This window comes from Aliivibrio finisterrensis (assembly GCF_008933155.1).
In the GTDB taxonomy this organism is placed as follows: Bacteria; Pseudomonadota; Gammaproteobacteria; order Enterobacterales; family Vibrionaceae; genus Aliivibrio; species Aliivibrio finisterrensis.
Genome location: NZ_WBVP01000008.1, coordinates 47,290 through 73,021 on the forward strand (window position 1 = coordinate 47,290; position 25,732 = coordinate 73,021).

General features: G+C 37.7%; 27 protein-coding genes and 1 pseudogene. 18 read left to right on the plus strand and 10 right to left on the minus strand.

What is annotated here, in order from left to right; translation table 11 throughout:
* Positions 1–74 precede the first annotated feature (74 nt).
* The gene (gene rmf / locus F8B77_RS08860; protein WP_151655052.1) at positions 75–248 is read left to right on the plus strand and encodes a ribosome modulation factor; all 174 of its coding nucleotides are present in this window, start codon (positions 75–77) and stop codon (positions 246–248) included.
* Between the two features lie 189 nt (positions 249–437).
* On the opposite strand, the gene fabA is transcribed toward rmf, so the two are convergent.
* Both fabA and F8B77_RS08870 read right to left on the minus strand, forming a co-directional pair.
* Positions 438–956, minus strand: a complete 519-nt coding sequence (fabA, locus tag F8B77_RS08865; protein WP_130047348.1) for a bifunctional 3-hydroxydecanoyl-ACP dehydratase/trans-2-decenoyl-ACP isomerase — start codon at positions 954–956, stop codon at positions 438–440.
* 65 nt (positions 957–1,021) lie between these two features.
* Positions 1,022–2,683, minus strand: a complete 1,662-nt coding sequence (locus F8B77_RS08870) for an AAA family ATPase (RefSeq protein WP_151655053.1) — start codon at positions 2,681–2,683, stop codon at positions 1,022–1,024.
* 182 nt (positions 2,684–2,865) lie between these two features.
* On the opposite strand from F8B77_RS08870, the gene matP reads away from it, so the two are divergent.
* Positions 2,866–3,312 carry a macrodomain Ter protein MatP gene (matP, locus tag F8B77_RS08875; protein ID WP_130047350.1) on the plus strand — a complete coding sequence of 149 codons (447 nt, stop codon included), beginning with the start codon at positions 2,866–2,868 and terminating at the stop codon, positions 3,310–3,312.
* 96 nt (positions 3,313–3,408) lie between these two features.
* Here matP and F8B77_RS08880 read toward each other — a convergent pair whose 3' ends face one another.
* The 4 genes and pseudogenes from F8B77_RS08880 to F8B77_RS08895 all read right to left on the minus strand — a co-directional run bounded on the left by F8B77_RS08880 (position 3,409) and on the right by F8B77_RS08895 (position 6,634).
* The gene (locus tag F8B77_RS08880) at positions 3,409–3,963 is read right to left on the minus strand and encodes a YceB family lipoprotein (RefSeq protein ID WP_151655054.1); all 555 of its coding nucleotides are present in this window, start codon (positions 3,961–3,963) and stop codon (positions 3,409–3,411) included.
* A gap of 409 nt (positions 3,964–4,372) precedes the next feature.
* A complete protein-coding gene (locus F8B77_RS08885; RefSeq protein WP_151655055.1) occupies positions 4,373–5,170 on the minus strand; it encodes an ATP-binding protein in 798 nt (265 codons plus the stop codon).
* A 141-nt stretch (positions 5,171–5,311) separates the two neighbouring features.
* Positions 5,312–6,082, minus strand: a pseudogene (locus tag F8B77_RS08890) (FIST signal transduction protein).
* Between the two features lie 96 nt (positions 6,083–6,178).
* Complete coding sequence (locus tag F8B77_RS08895) at positions 6,179–6,634, minus strand: hypothetical protein (RefSeq protein ID WP_151655056.1); 456 nt, start codon at positions 6,632–6,634, stop codon at positions 6,179–6,181.
* A gap of 269 nt (positions 6,635–6,903) precedes the next feature.
* On the opposite strand from F8B77_RS08895, the gene ccoN reads away from it, so the two are divergent.
* From ccoN to ttcA, 11 genes are all read left to right on the plus strand, one after another.
* Positions 6,904–8,334, plus strand: coding sequence for a cytochrome-c oxidase, cbb3-type subunit I (gene ccoN / locus F8B77_RS08900; protein WP_151655057.1), 1,431 nt, complete (start codon positions 6,904–6,906; stop codon positions 8,332–8,334).
* A gap of 12 nt (positions 8,335–8,346) precedes the next feature.
* The gene (gene ccoO / locus F8B77_RS08905; protein WP_151655058.1) at positions 8,347–8,958 is read left to right on the plus strand and encodes a cytochrome-c oxidase, cbb3-type subunit II; all 612 of its coding nucleotides are present in this window, start codon (positions 8,347–8,349) and stop codon (positions 8,956–8,958) included.
* A 10-nt stretch (positions 8,959–8,968) separates the two neighbouring features.
* The gene (locus F8B77_RS08910) at positions 8,969–9,151 is read left to right on the plus strand and encodes a cbb3-type cytochrome oxidase subunit 3 (RefSeq protein WP_130044485.1); all 183 of its coding nucleotides are present in this window, start codon (positions 8,969–8,971) and stop codon (positions 9,149–9,151) included.
* Positions 9,148–10,119, plus strand: a complete 972-nt coding sequence (gene ccoP / locus F8B77_RS08915; RefSeq protein ID WP_151655059.1) for a cytochrome-c oxidase, cbb3-type subunit III — start codon at positions 9,148–9,150, stop codon at positions 10,117–10,119. Before F8B77_RS08910 ends, ccoP begins: the two co-directional genes overlap by 4 nt.
* A 100-nt stretch (positions 10,120–10,219) precedes the next feature.
* On the plus strand, positions 10,220–10,699 hold the full coding sequence (locus F8B77_RS08920; RefSeq protein ID WP_151655060.1) for a FixH family protein: 480 nt from the start codon (positions 10,220–10,222) through the stop codon (positions 10,697–10,699).
* Positions 10,700–10,717: 18 nt separating this feature from the next.
* Positions 10,718–13,096 carry a heavy metal translocating P-type ATPase gene (locus F8B77_RS08925; protein WP_151655061.1) on the plus strand — a complete coding sequence of 793 codons (2,379 nt, stop codon included), beginning with the start codon at positions 10,718–10,720 and terminating at the stop codon, positions 13,094–13,096.
* On the plus strand, positions 13,089–13,253 hold the full coding sequence (ccoS, locus tag F8B77_RS08930) for a cbb3-type cytochrome oxidase assembly protein CcoS (protein WP_151655062.1): 165 nt from the start codon (positions 13,089–13,091) through the stop codon (positions 13,251–13,253). Before F8B77_RS08925 ends, ccoS begins: the two co-directional genes overlap by 8 nt.
* A complete protein-coding gene (locus tag F8B77_RS08935) occupies positions 13,250–13,924 on the plus strand; it encodes a sulfite exporter TauE/SafE family protein (RefSeq protein ID WP_151655063.1) in 675 nt (224 codons plus the stop codon). Before ccoS ends, F8B77_RS08935 begins: the two co-directional genes overlap by 4 nt.
* 95 nt (positions 13,925–14,019) lie before the next feature.
* On the plus strand, positions 14,020–14,772 hold the full coding sequence (locus F8B77_RS08940) for an FNR family transcription factor (protein WP_151655064.1): 753 nt from the start codon (positions 14,020–14,022) through the stop codon (positions 14,770–14,772).
* 149 nt (positions 14,773–14,921) lie between these two features.
* Positions 14,922–15,869, plus strand: coding sequence for a universal stress protein UspE (gene uspE, locus F8B77_RS08945; RefSeq protein WP_151655065.1), 948 nt, complete (start codon positions 14,922–14,924; stop codon positions 15,867–15,869).
* 150 nt (positions 15,870–16,019) lie between these two features.
* Positions 16,020–16,943, plus strand: a complete 924-nt coding sequence (gene ttcA / locus F8B77_RS08950) for a tRNA 2-thiocytidine(32) synthetase TtcA (protein ID WP_151655066.1) — start codon at positions 16,020–16,022, stop codon at positions 16,941–16,943.
* Between the two features lie 261 nt (positions 16,944–17,204).
* Here ttcA and F8B77_RS08955 read toward each other — a convergent pair whose 3' ends face one another.
* The 3 genes from F8B77_RS08955 to F8B77_RS08965 are packed head-to-tail and all read right to left on the minus strand — an operon-like array spanning position 17,205 to position 19,408.
* The gene (locus tag F8B77_RS08955) at positions 17,205–17,852 is read right to left on the minus strand and encodes a DUF2987 domain-containing protein (protein ID WP_151655067.1); all 648 of its coding nucleotides are present in this window, start codon (positions 17,850–17,852) and stop codon (positions 17,205–17,207) included.
* Between the two features lies 1 nt (position 17,853).
* A complete protein-coding gene (locus F8B77_RS08960) occupies positions 17,854–18,588 on the minus strand; it encodes a glucosaminidase domain-containing protein (RefSeq protein ID WP_151655068.1) in 735 nt (244 codons plus the stop codon).
* Positions 18,589–18,595: 7 nt separating this feature from the next.
* Entirely contained in the window at positions 18,596–19,408 is an 813-nt protein-coding gene (locus F8B77_RS08965; RefSeq protein WP_130047363.1) for a DUF2189 domain-containing protein, read from the minus strand.
* Positions 19,409–19,733: 325 nt separating this feature from the next.
* Between F8B77_RS08965 and potA the strand changes: the two genes are divergently transcribed.
* The 5 genes from potA to F8B77_RS08990 all read left to right on the plus strand — a co-directional run bounded on the left by potA (position 19,734) and on the right by F8B77_RS08990 (position 24,853).
* Positions 19,734–20,852 carry a spermidine/putrescine ABC transporter ATP-binding protein PotA gene (potA, locus tag F8B77_RS08970; protein WP_130047364.1) on the plus strand — a complete coding sequence of 373 codons (1,119 nt, stop codon included), beginning with the start codon at positions 19,734–19,736 and terminating at the stop codon, positions 20,850–20,852.
* A complete protein-coding gene (gene potB / locus F8B77_RS08975; RefSeq protein ID WP_130047365.1) occupies positions 20,836–21,693 on the plus strand; it encodes a spermidine/putrescine ABC transporter permease PotB in 858 nt (285 codons plus the stop codon). Before potA ends, potB begins: the two co-directional genes overlap by 17 nt.
* Entirely contained in the window at positions 21,693–22,463 is a 771-nt protein-coding gene (potC, locus tag F8B77_RS08980; protein WP_130047366.1) for a spermidine/putrescine ABC transporter permease PotC, read from the plus strand. The genes potB and potC overlap by 1 nt, the downstream gene beginning before the upstream one ends.
* A gap of 106 nt (positions 22,464–22,569) precedes the next feature.
* The gene (locus F8B77_RS08985) at positions 22,570–23,604 is read left to right on the plus strand and encodes an extracellular solute-binding protein (RefSeq protein WP_151655069.1); all 1,035 of its coding nucleotides are present in this window, start codon (positions 22,570–22,572) and stop codon (positions 23,602–23,604) included.
* A gap of 205 nt (positions 23,605–23,809) precedes the next feature.
* A complete protein-coding gene (locus F8B77_RS08990; protein WP_151655070.1) occupies positions 23,810–24,853 on the plus strand; it encodes an extracellular solute-binding protein in 1,044 nt (347 codons plus the stop codon).
* 83 nt (positions 24,854–24,936) lie between these two features.
* On the opposite strand, the gene cobB is transcribed toward F8B77_RS08990, so the two are convergent.
* A complete protein-coding gene (gene cobB / locus F8B77_RS08995) occupies positions 24,937–25,665 on the minus strand; it encodes a Sir2 family NAD+-dependent deacetylase (protein ID WP_151655071.1) in 729 nt (242 codons plus the stop codon).
* Positions 25,666–25,732 lie beyond the last annotated feature (67 nt).

The window sequence follows — 25,732 nt, forward strand, 5'->3', positions numbered from 1 at the left end:
GGAATAAAAGGGTACCAGTAGTAAAGTAGTATATTTATTGAAGCATTATGCCTTCCATCTATGAGGACTGAACTATGAAGAGACAAAAGCGTGACCGTTTAGAGCGAGCACAATCACAAGGTTATAAAGCAGGGATAAATGGCCGTTCATCAGAGAATTGCCCATATCAAGCAATGGATGCTCGTTCGTGTTGGCTAGGAGGCTGGCGGGACGCAAGAGATGACAAACATTCCGGTTTGTTTAAGTAGTTTCCTATATAAAATAGAATTTTAAATTAAAGCCTCTTTATGGGGCTTTAATTTTATTAAGACGATAGAGATTAATTAGTACATAAGTATACGTGCGTTTAAATATGCATCTAGAGCACTATAACTTCACGGATTGTTTAAAAATAAAGCCAGCATAAAGCCAGCTTTATCTAAAACTCAATTCTTTAATTAGAACTTTGATGTATCTTGGAAAAGACCCACTTTAAGATCTTTAGCAACGTAGATTTCTTTACCATCAACTAGAACACGGCCATCAGCTAGACCCATTACTAACTTACGGTTAATAACACGTTTAAAATCAATTTCATACGTTACTTTTTTTGCAGTAGGAAGTACTTGACCTGTGAATTTAACTTCACCCACACCTAGAGCACGACCTTTTCCTTCACCACCAATCCAACCAAGGAAAAAACCAACCAGTTGCCACATTGCATCAAGGCCAAGACAACCTGGCATTACTGGGTCACCCGGGAAGTGACAATCAAAGAACCAAAGATCTGGAGTAATGTCTAGTTCAGCAACAACTTTACCTTTACCAAATAGACCTTCAGTTTCAGACATAAGAGGGATGCGATCCATCATTAACATATTTGGTGCTGGCAGTTGTGGACCGTTTGGACCAAATAATTCACCACGGCTTGATGCTAGTAAATCTTCACGATTGTATGAACTAGGTTTGTTTTGCATTAAAGTATTACTCCTAAATAAGTTGCTGAAATTCTAGCTAACACTTGTACGCTTATCAAGTCGGATCAGCTCTGGTTAAACCAGTTTTTAATACGACAAAATAGCGCAGAACACTGAGACGGATTATGTTCAACATCTTCAATATGTTGAGCAATTAAAGAGAAAATCGACTCATGCTCTTCGGATTGTAACGGCATGCCCGTTAAAAGTTCGACAGCTTGATCAACATGGCTAATTGGATAAATCGTAAACTGTTTATCTTCAACGGCACGAATTACCTCGTCAGATAGAACAAGATTAATTCCGTTTGTTTCTGGAATGATAACACCTTGCTTATCAGTTAACCCGCGTTTTTCACACAGCTGGAAGAAGGCTTCAATTTTTTCATTTACACCACCAATCGGTTGAACCATACCAAATTGGTCAACCGAGCCTGTAATTGCCAAACTTTGATCGATAGGCTTAATTGCTAGAGCACTTAAAAAAGCACAAAGCTCTGCAAGGCTAGCGCTGTCACCATCAACTTCACAATAAGATTGTTCAAATACCATCGAAGCGGTAAAAGGTAATGGCTCATGCGTATTTAACTGACTAAGAATATAGGCTTGCATAATCAACATACCTTTAGCATGGAGATCTCCGCCTAACTCAACCTTACGCTCAACATCCGACAATTCGCCATCACCAACGTGAACTACACAAGATATGCGTGATGGTTCACCATAAGAAATAGGGTGGCCAGGAACTGACACTACCGTTAATCCATTGATTTGGCCAACTTTTTCGCCATCAGTTTCAATGAAGATGTTTTGTTCTAAAATATCATCTAACGCACGAGATGGAAGGTATGATTCAATATGGTATTTAGTTTCAAACGACGCTTTGAAATCATTAGCATCAATATGTGTTTTTGAGCAAGAGGCCAATGAAGCGTGTGCTAAAGCTGAATTTAACCACAGTAAACATAAATTTAGTCGTGTTTGATCTTCACACTCTTTTGCTCCTGCTTTTAGTAATGGTAATAGGGCTAAACCATTTTCTAAAGGAAGGTGTGAGTGCTGCTGTGATAGAGAACCAATCAATTGCAAATAATTAGTGACGCTGTCACTTGTTACCTTGGTGTCAAATTCATATTCAGCAAACATAGACATGCCTGCCAATAAATCAGGCTCTAATTGTTCAATCTCACCTAATAGTGCACGGTCGCCAACAATGATTAATTTTACATTGCTCGTTAAACGTTGCTCTTCTTTAGTTGGTGATTTTGAATCGCTAGATGAGATAGAGACTGATTGACCTTGTAAAAGGCTCTTTAAACGAGGCCATAAATAAGGGTTCGCTAGCAACAGACTCGGCGAAATAATAAGAAAGCCTCCATTGGCTTTTTGCAATAAACCAGGCTCAAGAATATCGCTTTTATTGTGATACACACCAAAAAGCTCTGCATCAGTACAACTCTCAACAATGATTACCGGTGTGATATCTTGTTTTGAGTGAGCAGTATTCAACACTAACCAATTAGCGATATATTCACGATACACGTGATTATCTAACGCGTTGATTTGAAGAATATTAACACCATTTATAAGAGAGAAAGTCTCTAAAGCTTGAGTCAATCGAGGCTGCAGAGAATAGGGTGATTGTGCGTCTATCTGGTAAGATTGATTCAAAGAATCTTGAATATGATCATATTGAGGCGCAATTAAAAATGGCGTGTCTAGTGGCATGCTTACTTATTAATAAAAAATAAAATCGATTATACATGACATAATTTGTTTCGTCTGATTTTTCAGTCGATACATAACATTTAGAGCTTGGTCCCATTGCAGAGTAATTATATTGAAGAATTAAGTAATGCGAGTTACACTGTCACCCGAATTTAATCTCCTAAAATACGAGCCTATTATTTATGAAATATCAACAACTTGAAAACCTAGAAGCCGGTTGGAAATGGATGTATTTATTTAATAAGCATCGTATGGGGGAATCAATTACTTGCTATATTGATTCAAGCGAACAACAGCAAATGGTCGCTGAATTTTTAAAACTTGAACATGAGCCAGTTAAGGCTTTAGAGTGGATTCAAAAACACATGAATCCAGAGTTAGAAAACAAACTTAAACAAGCGATAAGAGCAAAAAGAAAGCGTCATTTTAATGCTGAACAAGAACATACTCGTAAAAAGTCGATAGATTTAGATTACCGAGTGTGGGAAAAACTGTCTCTGCGTGCTCAAGATCTTGATTCTACGCTTTCTGATACGATAGAGTATTTATTAAGTGAAGCATCAAGAACAGAAAAGGCCAGTCAAACAGTCTCATCGCTTAAAGCCGATCTTCATGAGTTATTAAAATAGACTTAAATACTCAATGTAAAGTTAATCAGTATGTAATAGTAATATACTGATTAATACCAACTCCTAATGCATTATAACTAAAAATTATTTATTATTTCAATCAAACAATTCAATCACTAGCTTATTGTTTTTTATAACTAAATTAGGTTCCGCTGACTTAATAAGAGATTCTTTTAGTTTATCTGAATTTAACTTATAAGCGGGTTCATTTGATAGTGCGTAGCCAATTATTGATACTGCAGGCTTTAGTAATGACGTTAACTCTGGTGATAATTTTTGGTTTTTATCTTCAAATTTTTCCAAGCGTAGTGATTTCAAATAAATTTCACCCGTTTCTTTATCATATTCTGGCACAGCGCTGAATTCTAACGTGAGTGACAGATTCTGTTTTATTTCATCGAGCATTTGAACATCAGCAGTTGTGTTTGCAAAAACACTAATCCGATCAGCTGCAATGCGGCCAATGTGAACATCGACATTTTCAACATTTACTTGAGCATATAGAAAACCTGGAATACCAACAGACTTGTCTACATGAATTTCATCTGAAAGATAATCAGTCATTTCTTTTTCTGTTATTGAGTAACTTGCACAACCAGATAATGTCAGAACAGAAACTAAAGTGAATAGAGCACGTTTTTTAATATACATAGAATTTTAGCCTTAGATACCAGATTAACAGCGAAGCCAAAATAAACTTAACTCGTGACAAGGTAACATAAATACAATTAGGCTTAGTTTAATGGCAATCCTAAATAGGCACAAATTCAAAAGAGATAAATTACAGATAATTGGCTAAATTAAGTCAAAACCAGCCAATTCCCGGGTCATTTTAAAATACGCATCAGTGCGCATTATATATCTTATGTTAAATAGGGTTTACTAATCTCCAAATATAAGTACATATAGCTTCCCTTTCTGCATAACTTCTTTCGAGAACAATCAATTTAACCATAATCGTATTTACCATAAAATAGCTAATAATCATTAAATAATACTTCGTATCTATCTAATGATTATTAGCTTAAAAACATTATCTTCATAAAGTTATAAATTATCTCTATAGATTTAAAGATCTTAATACTGCTTTTAATTGCTTTGTTCTTATTGGTTTTGAAACAAAATCATTCATTCCAGCATCAATGCATAATTTCTTTTCTTCACGCAATGCATGGCCCGTTATTGCAACGATTGGAATTAGCGATCCTGTAGCTCGTATTTCTTTAGTTGCACTAATACCATCTTTTATTGGCATCGACACATCCATTAAAATGACATCATAGTTATTGTTATGATCAGACCATTCTTGAATTACTTCAACACCATTCTTAACCAAAGTAACTTGATGTCCTTGCCGTTCTAATAGTAACTTCATTACTGCTTGGTTTGCTTTATTATCTTCAGCAACTAAAACGGATAAATATTGTTTACTTATCTCTGGTATTAGTTCATTTATCGAAAGTTTTCTAGATATTGGCGCAGCTTCTTTCAATGGCAACTTTACAGTAAAAGTACTTCCTTTGCCGATTAAGCTTTCAACTTCAATGGTACCATTCATCAATTCCGTAAGACGTTTTGTGATTGATAAACCTAAACCTGTCCCTCCAAATTGACGGGTAATTGAGCTATCTGCTTGTATGAAAGGTTTAAAAAACTGCTCAGTAATATCTCGAGCAATACCTATTCCTGTATCTTTAATTGAAAAGCAGATTAAACCACCATCAGAAAGACTGATATTTAAACAAACCGACCCGTTATTGGTGAATTTTACGGCATTTCCCACTAAATTGAAGATGACTTGAGCAATGCGTGTTTGGTCTGCAATGACATTAATAGGTACATTCTGTGACACTGTCACAGTTAATTTTATGCATTTATCCTGAGCTATCCACCATGAAATAATCAATGGCGCTATGAATGATTTTAATTAAATCAATTGGTTGCTCATCTAGAATAAAAGTTCCTGCTTCAATTCTTGAAATATCTAATACATCATTAATTATTGTGAGAAGAAGCTGAGATGAAGGTTTATTTTATCTCCAAGCCCCATTGGTAATTCAGTCCAATGCTTATAAACATCAATAATCGGTTTATAGTCAATTTCATAAATAATTCGATTGTGTGTTTTTGTTGCAATCCCTGATGTTGAAGAGCAAGCATATCCAGAGTGAAAGGAATAAGACACTTTACAGGAGGGATAAAAAACAGATAAAGAAATGCCAAAACTAAGCAGGTCATCTTGAGTAAAGATACACCACTTTCCCTGTACGTTATTATCAGTTGCGGTTCCTCCTATAAGAGGTATTGGCGTCCCAAAATATTAATCTATTGCTGTAATTATTTTCTCTTCTTGTCCAGGTGTTGCATTGAGTAAAACCAATGCAGGTAATTCTCCTTCGCGACCACTATCCTTAATTGCTTTTTCTAATAATTGTTTTGTAAGCTGAGTGACCTCATGATTGTGATCAAGTTTAGCTATACTTGTTCCATATCGTCCATGCTTTGAATCATAGAGTGCCCATAATGCAATTGAATAACACTCAAGAAATCCATGATCAGTCATTACCCCTCGGCATGAGGTGCAGCCATGAATTTTGGTATTAGGGAATCGCTTTTTTAACGTATTTATAATAAGGTGACTATCATGTTCTTCAGTGAAATAGCACAACAAAATATCCGGTTCAATAGGATGAACAAGTAAGTTACTTAGACAGTATTCAAGTGCTTTTCCTGAATCGTTATTCTGTGAATTTGTGCTAATTATCTTCATATTCCTTCCAAATTGTTTTATTTTTATTAAACAAACTCTAATTTGTCATTGAGCGGTTGATTTTTGCACATTTAAAGAATAACACGTTGAAAGTTATCATTTTGTGGAATTAAAAATCACATTTATTTTTTGAGAGCTATTTGATACTTCTACATTCCATGCCATATCATTATGTTTACATTTTGGTACAAATACTGAATACATTTGTTTGCCATTTTGCTTAACCGAAGGCATGAACTTTAACGTTCCCATGTTCATCTTCACGCCAGTTGCTTCCATCTCCCAAGCATCACTTAGACCTGAAACTAGGATGCTGACCTCTGTATTTTGCAAGATAGGACGCTCTTTTACATCAATAATGATTTGATTATTATCGATATTAAAAGCACAAGACTTTTCAGTTATGTTACAAACAGTCGCGTTTTGGTTGTTTTTTGCACTCTCCATCGGATCTTTGTAGGTAATTGTTCTCCAAGTAAATGCGGCAATCAATACCACCAACAAGAAGATAAGTTGAAATAAACGAGGACCTGTTAACTTTTCTACAGCCATAGTTGAAAAAACCTGTGTTATCTAGTTCAAAAAAAATGAAAAAATGTTGCTTAACCGTAAACTTCCTGCGGGCATCAACTATGATTCAATTTTGAAGTGAAGTATCATTGACGCCGAAAATGCCATTTTTGCATTAAAAAAGGATATTTCAAAATAAAAGGGTCACAAATCTAATTATTAGGGATTGAATTTTGGATGGCATTGCGAACAAATTGTTCGCACTATGGAAAGTAAAGTGTAGTTAATAATAAAAGTGGAAGCATGCAATTATGAGCCAAGTACAGCAGCATGAACAAAACTACAACTATACCGTTGTTCGTCAATTCTCTTTAGTTACCATACTATGGGGTATTGTTGGCATGGGTGTAGGTGTACTAATTGCCGCTCAGTTAGTTTGGCCGCAACTTAATTTTGACACACCATGGCTTACGTATAGTCGTCTGCGACCTCTGCATACCAATGCAGTGATTTTCGCATTCGGCACAAGTGCCCTTTTTGCAACATCTTATTATGTTGTTCAGCGTACTTGTCAAACACGTTTGTTTGGTGGTCCATTAGTTGCGTTCACCTTCTGGGGTTGGCAAGCAATTATTCTAGCAGCAGCAATTTCATTGCCTCTAGGTATTACATCAGGAAAAGAATACGCAGAATTAGAGTGGCCGATTGATATCGCAATTACTCTGGTTTGGGTTGCGTATGCCATCGTTTTCTTTGGAACCCTGTTTAAGCGTAAGACATCTCACATCTACGTTGCAAACTGGTTCTTTGGAGCCTTCATTTTAACCGTTGCCGTTCTTCATATTGTGAATAGTCTTGCTGTTCCTGTATCTATGACTAAATCTTATTCGATTTATTCTGGTGCTGTTGATGCGATGGTACAATGGTGGTACGGCCACAACGCAGTTGGTTTCCTACTAACTGCAGGCTTCCTTGGTATGATGTATTATTTCGTACCAAAACAAGCTGAGCGTCCAGTTTATTCATACCGTTTATCTATTGTTCACTTTTGGGCTCTAGTATCACTTTATATCTGGGCCGGCCCGCACCATTTACATTATACAGCGCTGCCTGACTGGACTCAGTCTCTAGGTATGGTTATGTCATTAGTTCTATTCGCACCCTCTTGGGGCGGTATGATTAATGGTATTATGACGCTCTCTGGTGCTTGGCATAAACTTCGTTATGACCCAATTCTTCGATTCTTAATTGTTTCTTTGTCTTTCTACGGCATGTCTACCTTTGAAGGCCCGATGATGGCAATTAAATCAGTAAATGCCCTATCTCACTACACTGACTGGACAATTGGTCACGTTCATTCTGGTGCATTAGGTTGGGTAGCAATGGTATCAATTGGTTCTCTATATCACTTAATTCCTAAGCTATTTGGTCAAGAGCGTATGTACTCTGTCTCATTAATCAATGCTCACTTCTGGTTAGCGACTATCGGTACGGTTTTTTACATTGTGGCAATGTGGATTTCTGGGGTTATGCAAGGTCTCATGTGGCGTGCAGTAAATTCGGATGGCACATTAACATACAGCTTTGTTGAGTCACTAGAAGCCTCTTACCCATTCTACTTTGTCAGATTCTTAGGTGGTTTAATCTTCTTGTCAGGAATGTTCTTACTTGCGTACAACGCATATAAAACTATCTCTGCTCCGAAGAACAGCCTAAAAGCAATTCCACAGCCAGTATTATAAGGAGACCATGTTATGAGTTCTAATCGCCATGAAATCATAGAAAAAAACGTTGGCCTTCTTGCGGTTCTTATCGTTGTTGCTATTAGCTTTGGTGCATTAGTTGAGATCACTCCTCTAATGTTCCAAAAACAAACAACTGAACCGGTAGAAAACTTACGTGTTTATACACCGTTAGAAATGGAAGGTCGTGATATTTACATCCGCGAAGGTTGTAGTGTTTGTCATAGTCAGATGATCCGCCCGTTCCGTGCTGAAACAGAACGTTACGGTCACTACTCTGTTGCTGGTGAAAGCGTTTGGGAGCACCCATTCTTATGGGGTTCTAAGCGTACTGGGCCAGATCTAGCTCGTGTGGGTGCTCGTTATTCTGATGAATGGCACCGTGTTCACCTAATCAACCCTCGTGATGTGGTTCCTGAATCAAACATGCCTGGCTTCCCTTGGTTGGTAGACAACGTGTTAGATGCTGAATTAACATCGAAAAAAATTGCTATTTTCCGTAACAACTTTGGTGTTCCATACACTGAAGAAGACGTAAAGAATGCGGCTGATGCGGTTAAAGGCAAGACTGAGATGGATGCGCTTATTGCTTATCTTCAATCACTTGGTCATGCAATGAAGTAAGGAGGTTCCTATGGATGCTGGAACTATTCATGCAATTTGGACAGTTATTCTGTTTTTAAGCATGGTAGGTATTATTTTTTGGGCTTACAGTAAAAAGCAAAAAGCTCGCTTCGATGAAGCCGCTAACTTGGTTTTTGCTGATGAACAAGAAGATACTTCAAGCCAAAACAAGACAGGAGTTGATAAACAATGAGTACTTTTTGGAGTCTCTGGATAAGTATCATTAGTATTGGTACATTAATAGGGTGTGGTTTACTGCTTCGTTTCTGCTTAAAAAACACACCAGGAATTGAAGAAGGTGAAGATATGGGTCATGAATACGATGGTATTCGTGAACTTAATAATCCACTCCCTAAATGGTGGACTTATATGTTCTGGGCCACGATTGCTTTTGCGGTTATTTACTTAATTCTTTACCCAGGATTAGGCAACTTCAAAGGCGTTTTAGGCTGGACAAGTTCAAACCAATTAGTTCGTAATATTGACGAATCATACGCATCTATTAAGCGTGCTCATGAAGAGCAAACACTTGATCAATTTGCTCGTGAATTAGATGACGCAGATACAAACTTTGGAGAAACTTTTGCAAATCTTGCATATAAGCCAGGAACATCAGAATTATTAGCTATTACTGATATAGCAAAAAATGATGATGCATTAAAAGTAGGTCAACGTTTGTTCCTACAAAACTGTGCACAATGTCATGCATCAGATGCAAGAGGTATGATTGGCTTCCCTAACCTAACCGATAATGCTTGGTTATATGGTGGTGAGCCACAAGCAATCAAAACAACTATCATGTATGGTCGTATTGGTAATATGCCAGCCTGGGGGGATGTTTTAGGTGTTGATGGCGTAGAAGAAGTCGTGAGCTATACTCTTAGCTTATCAGGTCGTAAAGTTAACACTAAAGAAGCAGCTGCAGGTAAACAACGTTTCATCGTTTGTGCCGCATGCCATGGTACAGATGGTAAAGGCAACCCTGCGTTAGGAGCTCCAGATCTAACCGATAACTATTGGTTATTTGGGGATTCACGCGCAGCAGTTACTGAATCAGTAGTCAATGGCCGCCAAGGTGTTATGCCTGCATGGAAAGACGTATTAGGTGAAGAAAAAGTACAACTTATCTCAGCCTACGTTTGGAGCCTAAGCAACAAATAATAAATATACTAGCCCCTGCATGTACAGGGGCTTTTTTCGCTCTTATATTAAAATTTTTTTATAAAGCGCTAATAGCTCGACTTTAATAGGAATCGTTACTATGTCTCAGCCTTGGTATAAGCAGTTTTGGCCTTGGTTTCTCATCATCCTTCCTGGTACCGTTGTTGTTGCTTGTATATCAACTTACATTTTATTTGTAGAGCACGATGTTGATTTAGTCGCAGAAGATTATTACAAGAAAGGTAAAGCAATCAACGTCGACCTTTCAAAAATCAAAGTGGCTCAAGAGTTATCTATTTTTGCCAAAGTACGTAGCGTAGATAAGACAATTGAAATCCAACTTGGTAAAGGAAAACTGGAACATAATCCAGCAATAAAAGCTATCTTCACTCACAGAACGCTTCCCAATCACGATTTTTCGCAAGTATTAACATCAGATGCGAGGGGTATTTATCGTCTTCAATTAGATGAACCATTAAAAGGTCCTTGGTTTATCGAATTACTCCCACATGACAGCGCATGGATAGTCCAAGGCCGCACAAATTTCCCGAGTGAAGAATTTTTTCCTTTAGGTAAGTAGATTAGGTAAATAAACCATATGTCGAAGGATTGTTACCACTGCAGTGAGCCTGTCCCATCAGGCTCACATTTTCAAGTTGATATTTTAGGTGAAACTCGTGATATGTGTTGCCCAGGCTGTGAATCAGTAGCGCAAACTATCGTTGAAAATGGCCTTTCTTCTTATTATCAATATCGTACGGCCCCTGCCGATAAAGCGGATTTAATCCCTGAGCAGTTAAAAGCATTAGCTCATTATGATCATAGTGAAATTCAAAAAGAGTTTATTCGAACTAATGATAACCACAAAGAAGTGACATTGTCACTAGATGGTGTCTCTTGTGCTGCCTGTGCTTGGCTCATTGAACAAAAACTTGCCAACGCACAAGGTATATATCAAATAAAAGTAAATACCTCTACTCATAGAGCATTATTAAGTTGGAACCCAGAAGAAACTAAATTAAGTACCCTGCTTACTCTTATTCATCAACTTGGTTACAAAGCAGCCCCTTTTGAAGCCGATAAACAAGAACAAGAATATCACCGCTCAATGAAGCAATACTTATATCGTTTAGGTATTGCAGGACTAGCAACCATGCAAGTAATGATGCTTGCTGTTGCATTATATTTAGAAGTCTTTGGTGATCTCGATTCGGAATTCAGAAACTATCTTCGATACGTAAGCTTAGTTTTTGCTACACCTGTAATGCTTTACTCTGCTCTGCCATTTTATATTAATGCATGGAGAAGCTTAAAAGCTAAAACTCTAGGAATGGATGTTCCCGTCTCTATCGCGATGTTATTTGCTTATTTCGCGAGTGTCGTAGCAACCGTCACAGAGTCTGGTGAAGTTTTCTTTGAATCTGTCGCCATGTTTACCTTCTTTTTATTGCTCGGTCGATTCCTTGAAATGCGCGCACGTCGAAAAGCAGCCGCAATTACAGGAAACTTGCTCAAACTTATCCCCGTAATGGCAACATTAACCTCAGGGAAAAAAGTGCCTGCGCGCATACTTGATGTTGATGACACTGTTATTGTTCCTCCAGGTGAACATCTACCGGCAGATGGTATTGTTATCGCAGGTTACAGCGCTATTGACGAATCAATGTTTACGGGTGAGTCGATGCCTATTGCTAAAAAAGAAACTGATCCGGTTTATGCTGGCACCATTAATGGTGATGGTAACTTAACAATTAAGGTAACCAAAACCAAAGCAGATTCTTTAATATCAAACATTGTTAAACTTCAAGATGAAGCACAAATGTCGAAACCTAAAGTTGCTGAAATTGCAGATCTGGTCGCTCGTTACTTTGTAGCAGGTATCTTAATTATCTCTGCCTTTACTTGGTTCTATTGGCATGAAACAAAACCAGATGATGCTTTTTGGATCATGTTATCAGTGCTCGTTGCAACTTGTCCTTGCGCCTTATCACTAGCAACACCAACAGCCATTACCTGTTCAACCTCTCGATTAGCACAGCTTGGTTTAATGCTTCGCCGTGGCCATGTTTTAGAAACACTGTGCAAAGTTAATCGCTTAGTTATCGATAAAACAGGAACATTAACCGAAGGAAATATTCGATTAACTCAAGTTCATTCCTTTACTGATATGTCAGAGGAAACCGCAAAAACAATAGCGGCTGAAATGGAATCTTTTGCTAATCACCCTATTGCTCGTGCTTTCTCACAATACAGAGATTCAACTCAAACTCATTTTGATAGCGTAAAAAATATTATAGGTTCTGGCTTGCAAGGATATATTGGTAATGATGAATGGAAAATTGGCCATAAAGCCTTTGCTGCACAAGAATGCCACTTAAAAAATCATCAAGATTACCAAGTGTGGTTATCTAAAAATGGACAAGCGGTCGCCGCTTTTTCTTTAGATGACCCAATTCGTCAAGAAAGCAAAACATTCATTCAATCATTGCATCATTTAGGCATTAAAGTGACTATGCTAACTGGTGACAGTAGCTCATCGGTTGAGAAAGTGGCTAATGCTTTGGATATTGATGAGGTAATTTCCGGAGCAACACCGCAAGGGAAATTAGATTACTTGAAATCATTACCAAAAAACGAAGTCAGCTTGATGGTTGGTGATGGTATCAATGATGCGCCAACACTTGCAGGAGCTCACCTCTCCATAGCAATGGGATCTGGAACTGATGTTGCTAAAGCTTCTGCAGATATGATCCTTCTGGGTGATAACCTTACTCGACTTATTGAAGCTCGAGAACTAGCGATGAAAACTCGTAAAATTATCCGCGAAAACTTAGCGTGGGCTTTAGGTTATAATGCCGTTATATTACCACTTGCTGTCATGGGTTTAGTTGCACCTTACATTGCTGTTGTAGGAATGTCGGGAAGCTCAATTATTGTTGTCTCTAACTCTCTTAGGTTATTAAAAGAAAATGGCTAGTTTATATTTGTTAATCCCAATAGCGATTATGTTAGTGTGCGTTGCCGTAGCAATTTTTATTTGGGCTGTTAAAAGCGACCAATTTGAAGATCTCGATCGCCAAGGTACCGAAATACTATTCGATGAACAACCTCCGGTAAATGAAAAAGATAAATGAACATTGATTTATTAGGAGCCTTTTTTGTTGGCATGATGGGTACTGGCCACTGCATAGGCATGTGCGGTGGTATTTCTGCTGTAATATCAATGAACACCACTAATTCAAAGCACCCTCGTTGGCTGTTTATTTTACTCTATAATTGTGGCCGAATTTTATCTTATTCAATGTTCGGTTTTATTATTGGTGGTGTGTTTGTTTCTATTGCTTCTACATCTGGTAGTTATAGTGCGCTAGTGTATTTAAGGATCTTTGCTGGCATCCTTATGTGCTTACTTGCTTTGTATATCGCAAATTGGTGGAAAGGATTGGTGTATCTAGAAGTCATTGGTAAACAATTATGGAAATATATATCTCCATTAACAAAACCACTGTTACCGCTTAAAACCCCTTTCCATGCGATTCCCTTTGGATTCTTATGGGGATGGCTTCCTTGTGGTTTAGTTTATTCAACTTTAAGTTGGGCAGCCGTTTCTGGTGGTGCGATTAACGGTTCATTAATCATGCTTGCTTTTGGTATTGGCACACTTCCCGCCATGTTTCTAGTAGGTGTTGGTGCTCATGCCCTTCAGTCATTCATCAATAATTTAATCACCAGAAACATAAGTGCATTGTTATTATTAACGTATGGTACTCATACTGTTTATATTGCGTTACATCAACTAATATAATTATAAATTTTTGCATAGTTTTGTATTTATGCTACCACTTTGGCACTGGTTAATGCTAAAATTGACATATATCAATTATAAGAGCATTGAATGAGATGATGTCAGATAACTCAGCAAACAAACGAATCCAATCAGGCGGATGTGCTATTCACTGCCAAGATTGCAGTATCAGTCAATTATGTATTCCTTTTACTTTAAATGAGTCTGAGCTTGATCAGCTTGATGAAATCATTGAACGTAAAAAACCGATTCAAAAAGGTCAGGAACTGTTTAAAGCTGGCGATGAATTGAAATCTTTATACGCTATTCGTTCAGGCACAATCAAAAGCTACACAATTACTGAACAAGGTGACGAGCAGATCACTGCATTCCACTTAGCGGGTGACCTTGTTGGCTTTGATGCTATCACTGATGCTGAGCACCCAAGCTTTGCTCAAGCTCTTGAAACATCTATGGTATGTGAAATACCTTATGAAATCCTTGATGATCTATCGGGTAAAATGCCAAAACTTCGTCAACAAATCATGCGTTTGATGAGTAACGAAATCAAAGGCGATCAAGAGATGATTTTGCTGCTGTCTAAGAAAAATGCAGAAGAACGTTTAGCGGCATTCTTATATAACTTATCGACACGTTTCCATCAGCGTGGTTTCTCACCAAGAGAGTTTCGTTTAACAATGACTCGTGGTGATATTGGTAATTACCTTGGGTTAACTGTTGAAACAATCAGCCGTTTATTAGGTCGTTTCCAAAAAAGTGAAATGTTAGCAGTTAAAGGTAAATACATCACAATCAATGATCATGATGCTTTAGCTCAACTTGCTGGATCAGCAAAAGAAATTAAGTAAATTATATAAATAGAAACATTTAAAAAGTGAGGTATATCTTCTGATGTACCTCACTTTTTTATATCTAATTTCTCCATATTCCCCTTCAAACTGCTAAAGTAAAGAAAAGAAAATGATTTTATGAATTGGTTTTTACCAAGGAGGTTAATATGAACCGCTACCGTAAAATACTTGTTGTTGGGATAATTGATCAGGATGAACAACCCGCTTTAGACCGTGCGCTAGATATAGCAAAGCGCAGCACAAAATCTTCTGAAATAACGTTATTTTGCACAACGTATGATTTTTCTTATGAAATGACATCTATGCTATCTGCTGATGAGCGTACAGCTATGAGAAATGGTGTTGTCTCTCAAAAAGTGAAAATGTTTGATGAGATTATCAATAATTATCTTATTCCAGAACATGTTACTATCAAAGTGAAAATGGTTTGGCATAATCGGCCATATGAAGCCATCGTCAATGAAATCTTTAATGGCAGCTATAATTTATTAGTGAAATCTACTCGCCAGCACGCAAAATTAGAAACCGTTTTTTTTACTCCAACTGACTGGCATTTATTACGTAAGTCCCCTATTCCTGTGCTTCTTGTAAAAGAGAGAACATGGCCAGAAAATGGTAATATATTAGCTTCAGTACACGTAGGTTCCGAAAATCCAACACACTTAACGCTCAATGATAAAATGGTCGATGAAGCTAAATATTTTGCAGAGGTTCTTAACTCAACACCACACCTAGTCAATGCTTATCCTTCAACCCCACCTTCAATTCATGCCGAACTGCCTGAGTTTGATGCAATACAATACAAAGACGCAATTCGTGGTCATCATTTAACAGAAATGAAAGCACTAAGACAAAAGCATGGTATCCCTGAAGAACAAACACACGTATATGAAGGGCATACAGAAGAAATTATCTCTGAAGTAGAAGATGAATTACACGCAGCGCTTGTTATTCTTGGTACAACAGGAAGAACCGGTCTATCTGCTATCTTTATAGGAAATACTGCTGAGAACACATTAGACTTACTCAATAGTGATATATTAGCGCTAAAACCTGAGGGATATATTAGTCCATTAGACCCTAATCATATCTAATATTATCTTCATTAATAACGTAAGAAATAAGGGTTACTTAAGTAGCCCTTGTTTAGCATTCCAAAATAATCTTTGTGGAAACTCGCTTATTGAATTTGATTGGGTATAATACCCGCCTTATCAGTTCCATCATTAGGTTAGAGTAAGTAAATGAGCGAATTAACCAAAGCGCAGCAATATAATTTTAATAAGCTTCAAAAGAAGATCCGCCGTAATACAGGTAATGCCATTGTTGATTACAACATGATTGAAGATGGCGATCGTATCATGGTATGTCTTTCTGGCGGTAAAGATAGCTTTACTATGCTTGATATCTTAATGAGCTTAAAGAAAAATGCGCCAATCTCATTTGACTTAATTGCTGTGAATCTTGATCAAAAGCAACCTGGTTTCCCTTCTCATATTCTTCCTGAATATCTAGAAGAACTGGGCGTTGAATACAAGATCGTAGAAGAAGATACCTACTCTATCGTTCAAGATAAAATTCCTGAAGGCAAAACGACTTGTTCATTATGTTCACGTTTACGCCGTGGTATTCTCTACCGTACCGCAAAAGAACTTGGTGCAACTAAGATTGCATTAGGGCATCATCGTGATGATATTTTAGAAACTATGTTCTTAAATATGTTCTATGGCGGTAAATTAAAGGGTATGCCACCAAAATTAGTTTCTGATAATGGTGAGCACGTTGTTATTCGCCCACTGGCTTACTGTCGTGAAAAAGACATTATCAAGTACGCTGATATGCGTAACTACCCGATTATTCCGTGTAATCTATGTGGCTCACAACCAAACATGCAACGTCAGAACGTTAAACAAATGCTAAACACATGGGATAAGCAATTCCCAGGACGCATTGAAACAATGTTCACAGCAATGCAAAACGTAGTACCTAGCCATTTAGCCGATTTTAATACGTTTGATTTCAAAAGTATTAACCGCGACTCTGGTGTTATTAATGGTGGTGATATCGGCTTTGATAAAGAAGAAATGCCTGTACAGCATATTAATGCTGATGACGCTGTTACAGAGTTTGACCCATCACTAAAACTTGATGTTATTACTGTAGAGTAATATTTCATGTATGCACAAAAAGGCGTTAACTTTTAAAGTTAGCGCCTTTTTTATTATGCTTATACCATTCTGGATAAGTAGTTGTTCAGATAATTGCGTAGGAAAAATCGATTAGAGCAAGGCATAAATTACAGTAACTAGTGGGTCTAATTACACCTGATTTTTGCAATAGAAAGGTATAACGCAGATATAATCGATTTTAACAAGCAAGAATGATCAAATACTTATGTAGATTGGTATTATATACGGATATAAATAGATTTATTTGGCTAGCCAGGGAGTTACTTTCAACGGTTCAGCAGGCAATAAAATACGCACATCATCAACATATTTTTCAAGACTAACTGTAGTTCTTCCATTTTTTAAAGAAAGATCCTTACCGTTTGACAGTTTGACAGCTTCAGTGACAGTGTCACCAAAAACAAATGTAATGCCTTCAACATCAGGCATAAAGTAGCTTGAGAACATGCCACCGATATCAGCAAGCATTGCATCCATTTGAATAGCGAGTTCTTTTAACTCTTTAATCGAAACTGAGCCATCAAAGCGCTGATTTGCAATAACTTCCATCGAAATATCACACTGTTTTCCCTCTTCAGTTTGAATATAAACTAATGGATTGGCTGATTTTAAATTGTCATCAATAGGAAGAGTCAATTCCTGATTACTTGGAATCGTAAATTCTTCGTAATGCTCTTCTTTTTCCATCCATGCTTTGGTTATTTGACATGCTTTACCTGTCTGAGAATCATTGAAGAACAATGCCATGCGAACATCATCATGCCCTTCTTTTTGATTCACTTTTAACTGGTAATACAGTTTCGAATAAGTAAAACGATACTGCTCAGCTTTAACTGGTAACGCCAAACACAACAGTGACAACGTTGTCGCACCAATCCATTTTTTCATTTTATCTCCAATACTGTCTATTATGACGGATCATCGCTTGGATCTCTTCTACGTAAGCTTCACCACGCTCAGAATAACGAATTAACCCATGCGCTAATGCATTTGCTTCTTGTTCTGGTGTCAATGCTTCTGGAGAGCTATGTAGTTTTTCTCTAATAACACGAAGTTCAGCATAGGCATTGTTGCGGTTAACGTTCATAAAATAAGCGTGAACCGCCTCTTGTGATGAATTAAACTTTGCAACTTCATGCGCTGCACCTTCATTACGCTTACTAGGAATCACACCACAACCTTTAGTGTAACACCATTGACCAAAGTAGTTATTGGCTTCGCGAGCAAAACGAGAGGTCCCCCATGCCGATTCATTTGCCCCTTGGCTTAATACTAAAGGCGCAGGAATGTAATCTACTTTGACTAGCATCGCGTTAACCCAATCTGCATTCACGCCAGCATCCGTTAGCTTTTCTTTATAAAGTTCACCTAACTTAGTTGCCTTATCCAATTCTTTAGAGGTAATGCCAGAATCATTATCCAACTTCATAACTAATGACTCTATAAATTCACGCTCTTTCTGTACACGAGCATTTTCAGCGATTACTGCAGGATACATAAAATTGAAAAACGCCGCTTTTTTCTCTTTTACATCTGTGAATGCTTTAAAGTCAGGCACTTTTTCTTTTGGTGTACACGCTGCCATCAATAAAACAGCGAACAAAACAATCGTCTTTTTAATCATAATAAACTCACGCGTTGAAAATATCATTGTTAACATCTTGGTTCGGATTATCAGAATTACCTTTATCATCCTTCACCATTACTTTTAAAGTAACACCAAACATATTGCGATAAATAATTCCTTTCACATTGAAAATAAACGGCATTACCACAATTAAACCAACACCATATAATGCAATGCCAAAGACTAACGCTAGCATAATCACAACATGAATCAGCAGCATTGATGTTAATTTTTTATTTGTTGCTCTAAATGAATATAGCAGGGCTTTTAGCGGTGGTACTTTTTTCTCACATACTAAAAGTACAGCGAAGCCAAAAGCCATTGATAAGTACAGTGCAACCATTGGCAAATAGATATTCACTAAGCCTTGCAGCACTTCCGATAAAATCGTCACTAATGCGACCATTCCAGCAGACGCTAATCCTTTAAAAATATAATTAGTACGACATTTAAAACCAGCGGCATGACTCATTCCCATCAAACTGGCGCCTGCCGTTAATGGCGAAATAATTACTTGTGCGCTTAACCCTGCAACAAAAGCAGCATAAGATATCTTAGTTGTTAGTTCCGTCTCACCAAGAAATGCATGAAATAACACCGCAGGATCACCCAGCTGTATTTGTAAAGCCACAAAAAAGACGGCCATATACGAAGATGTAAGCAACAAAATTGCTGGAGAAAACGTGAAAAAATGTTTAATTGTATTTTGCCAAGCTTCTTGAAGTACGCTAACAGGGCTTAATTCAAAATCCCCTGCCATCGCTTTTTCAATACTCCCACCAAGAATAAACTTTTTTTCTTTTGGTTGGTCACTCATTTTTGTCTACCACTATAAAACATGAGTCGATTATACGGTTTTCATTAAGCTAGTGCAGTATTCATAAAAAAGAATTTTACAAATCTTCAAAAAAAAGGAGATTTATTTGTAATAAAACCAATCAAGTGGCTGATAATTGTCTATAATGAAGCTCAATGAATGAGCACACAATGGATAAAAAGTAGCTTATTAGAAAAAAAATAGGGCAATCAAATAAAAAACACTTTTCATATCGTAACTTGGGGTCTATCATGCGCCCGAAATCCCATCTTACATCCATAATACTAAGCGCGGTATCACTACCCAAGGCGGAGATAAAAAGACATTGAACGTTACACAACAATCCGAAAAAGAAGCCGTTATTAAATTAACAGGCATTTCAAAAAGTTTTGATGGCAAAGAAGTGATCTCTAATTTCGATTTAGATGTTAATCACGGCGAGTTTTTAACCATTCTTGGCCCATCAGGTTGTGGTAAGACCACAGTGTTACGCATGATCGCAGGTTTTGAAACTGCTGATGCTGGAACAATTTTACTGGATTCGACAGATGTAACGTCAATACCCGCTGAACAGAGGCATGTGAATACCGTATTCCAAAGCTACGCCCTATTCCCACACATGACGGTATTTGAAAACGTTGCTTTTGGTTTACGCATGCAAAATGTGCCAAATAATGAAATTGAACCTCGCGTAACAGAAGCGTTGCAAATGGTTCGTTTAGCACAAATGGCAAATCGTAAACCTCATCAGTTATCTGGTGGCCAACAACAACGTATCGCTATTGCTCGCGCAGTGGTTAATAAGCCTAAAGTTCTTCTTTTAGATGAATCTTTGTCTGCACTTGATTACAAATTACGTAAACAAATGCAAATTGAGCTTAAACAATTACAACGTCAATTGGGCATTACTTTTATCTTTGTAACTCACGACCAAGAAGAAGCTCTTTCAATGTCTGACCGTATTATCGTAATGCGTGATGGTGTTATTGAACAAGACGGCACTCCTCGTGAAATTTACGAAGAACCAAAGAACTTATTTGTTGCTCGCTTTATTGGTGAAATCAACGTGTTCGCTGCAACCGTGCTAGAGCGCCTTGATGAAAAACGTATTAGAGCAGAGATCGAAGATACATCCGCTGTCGTTTACTGTGACCTTGATGTTGCACCTGGCGATAAAGTGAAGGTATTACTTCGTCCTGAAGATTTACGCCTAGAAGAAATCAAAGAGTCTGATAACAAAGGCATTACTGGATATGTTCGTGAGCGCACATATAAAGGCATGACTTTAGACTCTGTACTTGAATTAGATTCAGGTATGCGTGTAATGATCAGTGAGTTCTTTAATGAAGATGATCCAGATGTTGATCACTCTTTAGGTCAAAAAGTAGCAATTACTTGGGTTGAAAGCTGGGAAGTGGTGTTAGCAGATGAACAAGAAGTTTAATCTCCAAAATATCATCATCACGGTTATTGTTAGTTGGTTACTGCTGTTCGTTTTCATTCCAAATGTAATGATCATCGGTACGAGCTTCTTAACTCGTGATGAAGCAAATTTAATCGAAATGACGTTTACGATGGATAACTATCTGCGTCTTTTTGATCCGCTATACGCAAAAGTGCTTTGGCATTCATTTTATATGGCCATTGTTGCAACGTTAATTTGTTTGGTTGTGGGTTATCCATTCGCCTACATCGTTGCTAAAATGCCTGAAAGATGGCGTCCATTTATGCTGTTTTTAATTATTGTTCCTTTTTGGACTAACTCATTAATCCGTACTTATGGCTTAAAAATTGTGTTAGGTACTCAAGGTATTTTAAATAAAAGCTTAATCGCTATGGATATCATAGATAAACCATTACGTATTATGTACACAGAAAGCGCAGTAATGATTGGTTTGGTATACATCCTATTGCCTTTCATGATTTTGCCACTGTATTCAGCGATTGAAAAACTTGACGGTACTTACTTAGAAGCGGCTCGTGATCTAGGTGCAAACAAACTTCAAACACTATGGAAGATTGTATTGCCATTAACGATGCCAGGTATCATTGGTGGTTGTTTATTAGTATTACTTCCAGCACTTGGCATGTTCTATATTTCTGACCTCTTAGGCGGTGCGAAAAACCTACTAATCGGTAACGTAATTAAGAGCCAAGTATTAAACGCTCGTGATTGGCCATTTGGTGCAGCAACCAGTATCGCCCTCACCTTAGCAATGGCGTTAATGCTCTACGCTTACTACCGTGCAGGCAAGTTATTAAATAAAAAGGCGGATCTAGACTAATGGGACGCACAATTAGATTTAGTTTTATGAGTTTGGTATATCTTTTCTTATACCTTCCAATCATTGTTCTGATTGCAAACTCATTCAACGCAAGTAAATTTGGTATGAAATGGGGCGGCTTCACTACAAAATGGTATGAAGCTCTAGTCAGTAATGACAGTTTAATGCAAGCAGCTTGGCACTCAATTACTATCGCAGTAATTTCAGGTACCGCTGCCACCATTATTGGCAGTTTAACGGCGGTTGCCCTTTTTCGTTATCAGTTTAAAGGCAAAAAATTCGTTAATGGACTATTATTTGTAGTAATGATGTCACCTGATATCGTAATGGCAATTTCATTACTGGCTATTTTCTTAGTAATAGGTTTTGAACTTGGCTTTTTAACACTATTAATTGCTCACATCACTTTCTGTTTACCATTCGTGGTAGTCACAGTTTATAGCCGCTTAAAAGGCTTTGATGTGAAAATGTTAGAAGCAGCACGAGATTTAGGTGCAAGTGAATGGGTAATTTTGAAGCAAATTATTCTTCCACTAGCAAAACCTGCTGTAGCAGCCGGCTGGCTATTAAGCTTTACCCTATCACTGGACGATGTGATCATCAGTTCATTTGTGACAGGACCGACTTACGAAATTTTACCACTGAAGATTTACTCAATGGTTAAAGTGGGTATTTCACCTGAGGTTAATGCCCTAGCTACTGTTATGTTAATTGTTTCACTTGCCTTGGTTGTGCTATCACAACTGTTAGCAAGAGAAAAAATAAAGTAAGTTTCAAATTCAAAAAATCAATTGTTTAGATAAACAATAGAATCTGGAAGACATGCCTTTTGTTCGACATGTCTTCTTTTTTATCACTCTAATGGAGAGTCAATCAATGAACAAAATGGCTGCGTTTTTTACTGGAACCGCCTGTGCTTTAGCACTAACAATGAATGTTGCTAACGCAAAAGAAAATGATGAATTGGTATTCATGAACTGGGGACCATACATCAACAGTGATATTTTAGAAGAATTTACTAAAGAGACTGGTATTAAGGTTATCTACTCGACGTATGAGTCGAACGAAACGTTATACGCAAAAATGAAGGCGCACAACAAAGGCTACGATCTTGTTGTTCCTTCGACTTATTTCGTTGCAAAAATGCGCGACGAAAAAATGCTTCAACCAATTGATAAGTCAAAGCTATCAAACTTTGCTCAATTGGACACAAACTACTTAGACAAGCCATTTGATCCTAAAAATGAATACTCTATTCCACACGTGGTGGCGATCACAGGTCTTGCTGTAAACACAGAAATGTACAACCCAGATGACTTCAATAGCTGGGCTGATCTGTGGAACCCAGAGTTTGAAGGTCAGTTAATGTTAATGGATGATACTCGTGAAGTATTCCACATTGCATTACGCAAATTAGGTTACTCAGGTAACTCAACAAATCCAAAAGAAATCGACGAAGCTTACGCTGAGCTACAAAAACTAATGCCAAACGTATTAGTATTTAACTCAGATAACCCTGCAGCACCATACATGGCTGGCGAAGTGGGCCTTGGTATGCTTTGGAATGGTTCTGCAGCTGCTGCACAAGCTGAAGGTTTACCAATTAAACTGATCTTCCCTAAAGAAGGCGGTATCGGTTGGGTTGATAACTTTGCAATTCCATCTGGCGCTAAAAACGTAGAAGCATCTCATAAAATGATCGACTTCTTACTTCGTCCTGACATTGCAGAGCGTATTTCTAAAGATACAGGCTACTTGACTGCTGTTAAAGCATCAAATGACAAATTTAAAGATATTGCTCCACTATTCCCGTCTCAAGAAGATCTTGACCGTGTTGAATGGCAATCAGCTGTTGGCGACATGACAGTGAAATATGAAGAGTACTTCTTAAAACTAAAAGCCGGACAGTAACCTAACCCTTTACTGACCTTAATTAATGGCAGCGTTTATCGCTGCCATTTTTGTATCTGCGCTATAGGTTTTCAACTAACTGATTTATCAATATTAATTGATTAAAGCCAAGATATTGTTTTATAAAGCAATGAAGTAATTCTTAAAAATGGTTATACTGTACAACTAATTAATGGAACACCTTTCATCTTAATAGGAGAAGGAAATGAAAAAGTGGACAACTCTCGTCTCTACAGGACTGTGCGCTGCAGCCTTAATCGCTGGTAATGCACAAGCTGCAGATAAAGAGCTCTATTTTTATAACTGGTCAGAATATATTCCTAATGAAGTGCTTGAAGACTTCACAAAAGAAACCGGCATCAAAGTTTATTACTCAACTTATGAGTCTAACGAAAGCATGTACGCTAAGTTAAAAACTCAAGGTTCTGGATACGACCTAGTTGTTCCTTCTACCTACTTTGTATCTAAAATGCGCAAAGAAGGCATGCTACAAAAGATTGATAAATCTAAACTTCCTCATTTTAAAGATTTAGATCCAAACTACCTCAATAAGCCTTTTGATCCAAACAACAACTACTCTATCCCATACATCTGGGGCGCAACAGGTATTGGTATTAATGCCGATATGATGAATCCGAATGAACTTCACTCTTGGAATGACTTCTGGGATGAAAAATGGCAAGGCCAGTTAATGATGATGGATGATTCACGCGAAGTTTTCCATATTGCATTAACAAAGCTTGGCTACTCAGCAAATACAACTAATCCTGATGAAATCAAAGCCGCTTATGAAGAGTTGAAAAAATTACTGCCAAACATCTTGGTATTTAACTCAGACTTCCCTGCAAACCCGTACTTAGCCGGCGAAACAAGTGTTGGTATGCTTTGGAACGGTTCAGCTTATATGGCGCGTGAAGAAGGTGCCAACATTCAAATCGTATGGCCAGATAAAGGTGCAATTTTCTGGATGGACAGCCTAGCGATTCCTGCTGGCGCAAAAAATATAGACGCAGCGTATGAAATGATGGATTTCTTACTACGTCCTGAGAATGCAGCTAAAATCGCACTAGAAATTGGTTACCCAACACCTGTTAAATCAGCATATCCTCTTCTTCCAAAAGAGTTTGCGAATGATCCAAATATCTTCCCACCACAAGAAGTTATGGATTCAGGCGAATGGCAAGATGAAGTCGGTGAAGCAAGCGCGCTATACGACGAATACTTCCAACGTCTAAAAGTAGATATGTAATATAACTCTACTTAGCTTCATCAAGATTGAAGTAATCGAATAAAAAGCCAGTGAATTGTACTATTCATTGGCTTTTTTAATTATTAAGTTTTATTAATGTCACTTTCTAACAACTCTGAGACTAACTCAGGAACTAACACACCAGCCTTTCCATAACGTTTCTCTTCAAATTCATCGTCAACAGCGCTTGGCTCTAAGTTAATCTCAATGGTATGAGCTCCATGTAATCTTGCTTCATGAACAAAACCCGCAGCTGGGTACACTGAGCCAGAAGTACCAATAGAAATAAACAAATCAGCGCGATTTAATGCGTCATGAATTCGTCCCATCTCTAATGGCATCTCACCGAACCAAACCACATGAGGACGCAGCTGCGCAGGGATCTGACAACAATGGCATAAATCGCCAGTATGTATACCATCGGTGCATACAATCACTTGATTTGATTCTTCACAACGAATTTTATTTAACTCACCATGCATGTGGATCACATTTGAACTGCCACCACGTTCGTGTAAATTATCGATGTTTTGAGTCACAATCGTCACCGTACCATCAAGTTCATTCTCAAGCTTAGCTAACGCCTTATGAGCCGCATTAGGCTGAATCTCATCACTTTTTAACAGAGCACGACGTTTATTATAGAAACTTTGAACTAGGTCAGGATCTTTTAAAAAGCCTTCTGGAGTCGCAACATCTTCAATTCGATGATTTTCCCATAAACCATCACTGGCACGAAACGTTTGAATCCCTGACTCTGCAGAGATCCCAGCTCCCGTTAAAATTACAATATTCTTATATGGAAATAGCATTTTAATGTCCTTACCCGCCGTCTTTGTTTCTAAACTCTATCACGAAAAAGCGATGCCTCTTCAATAG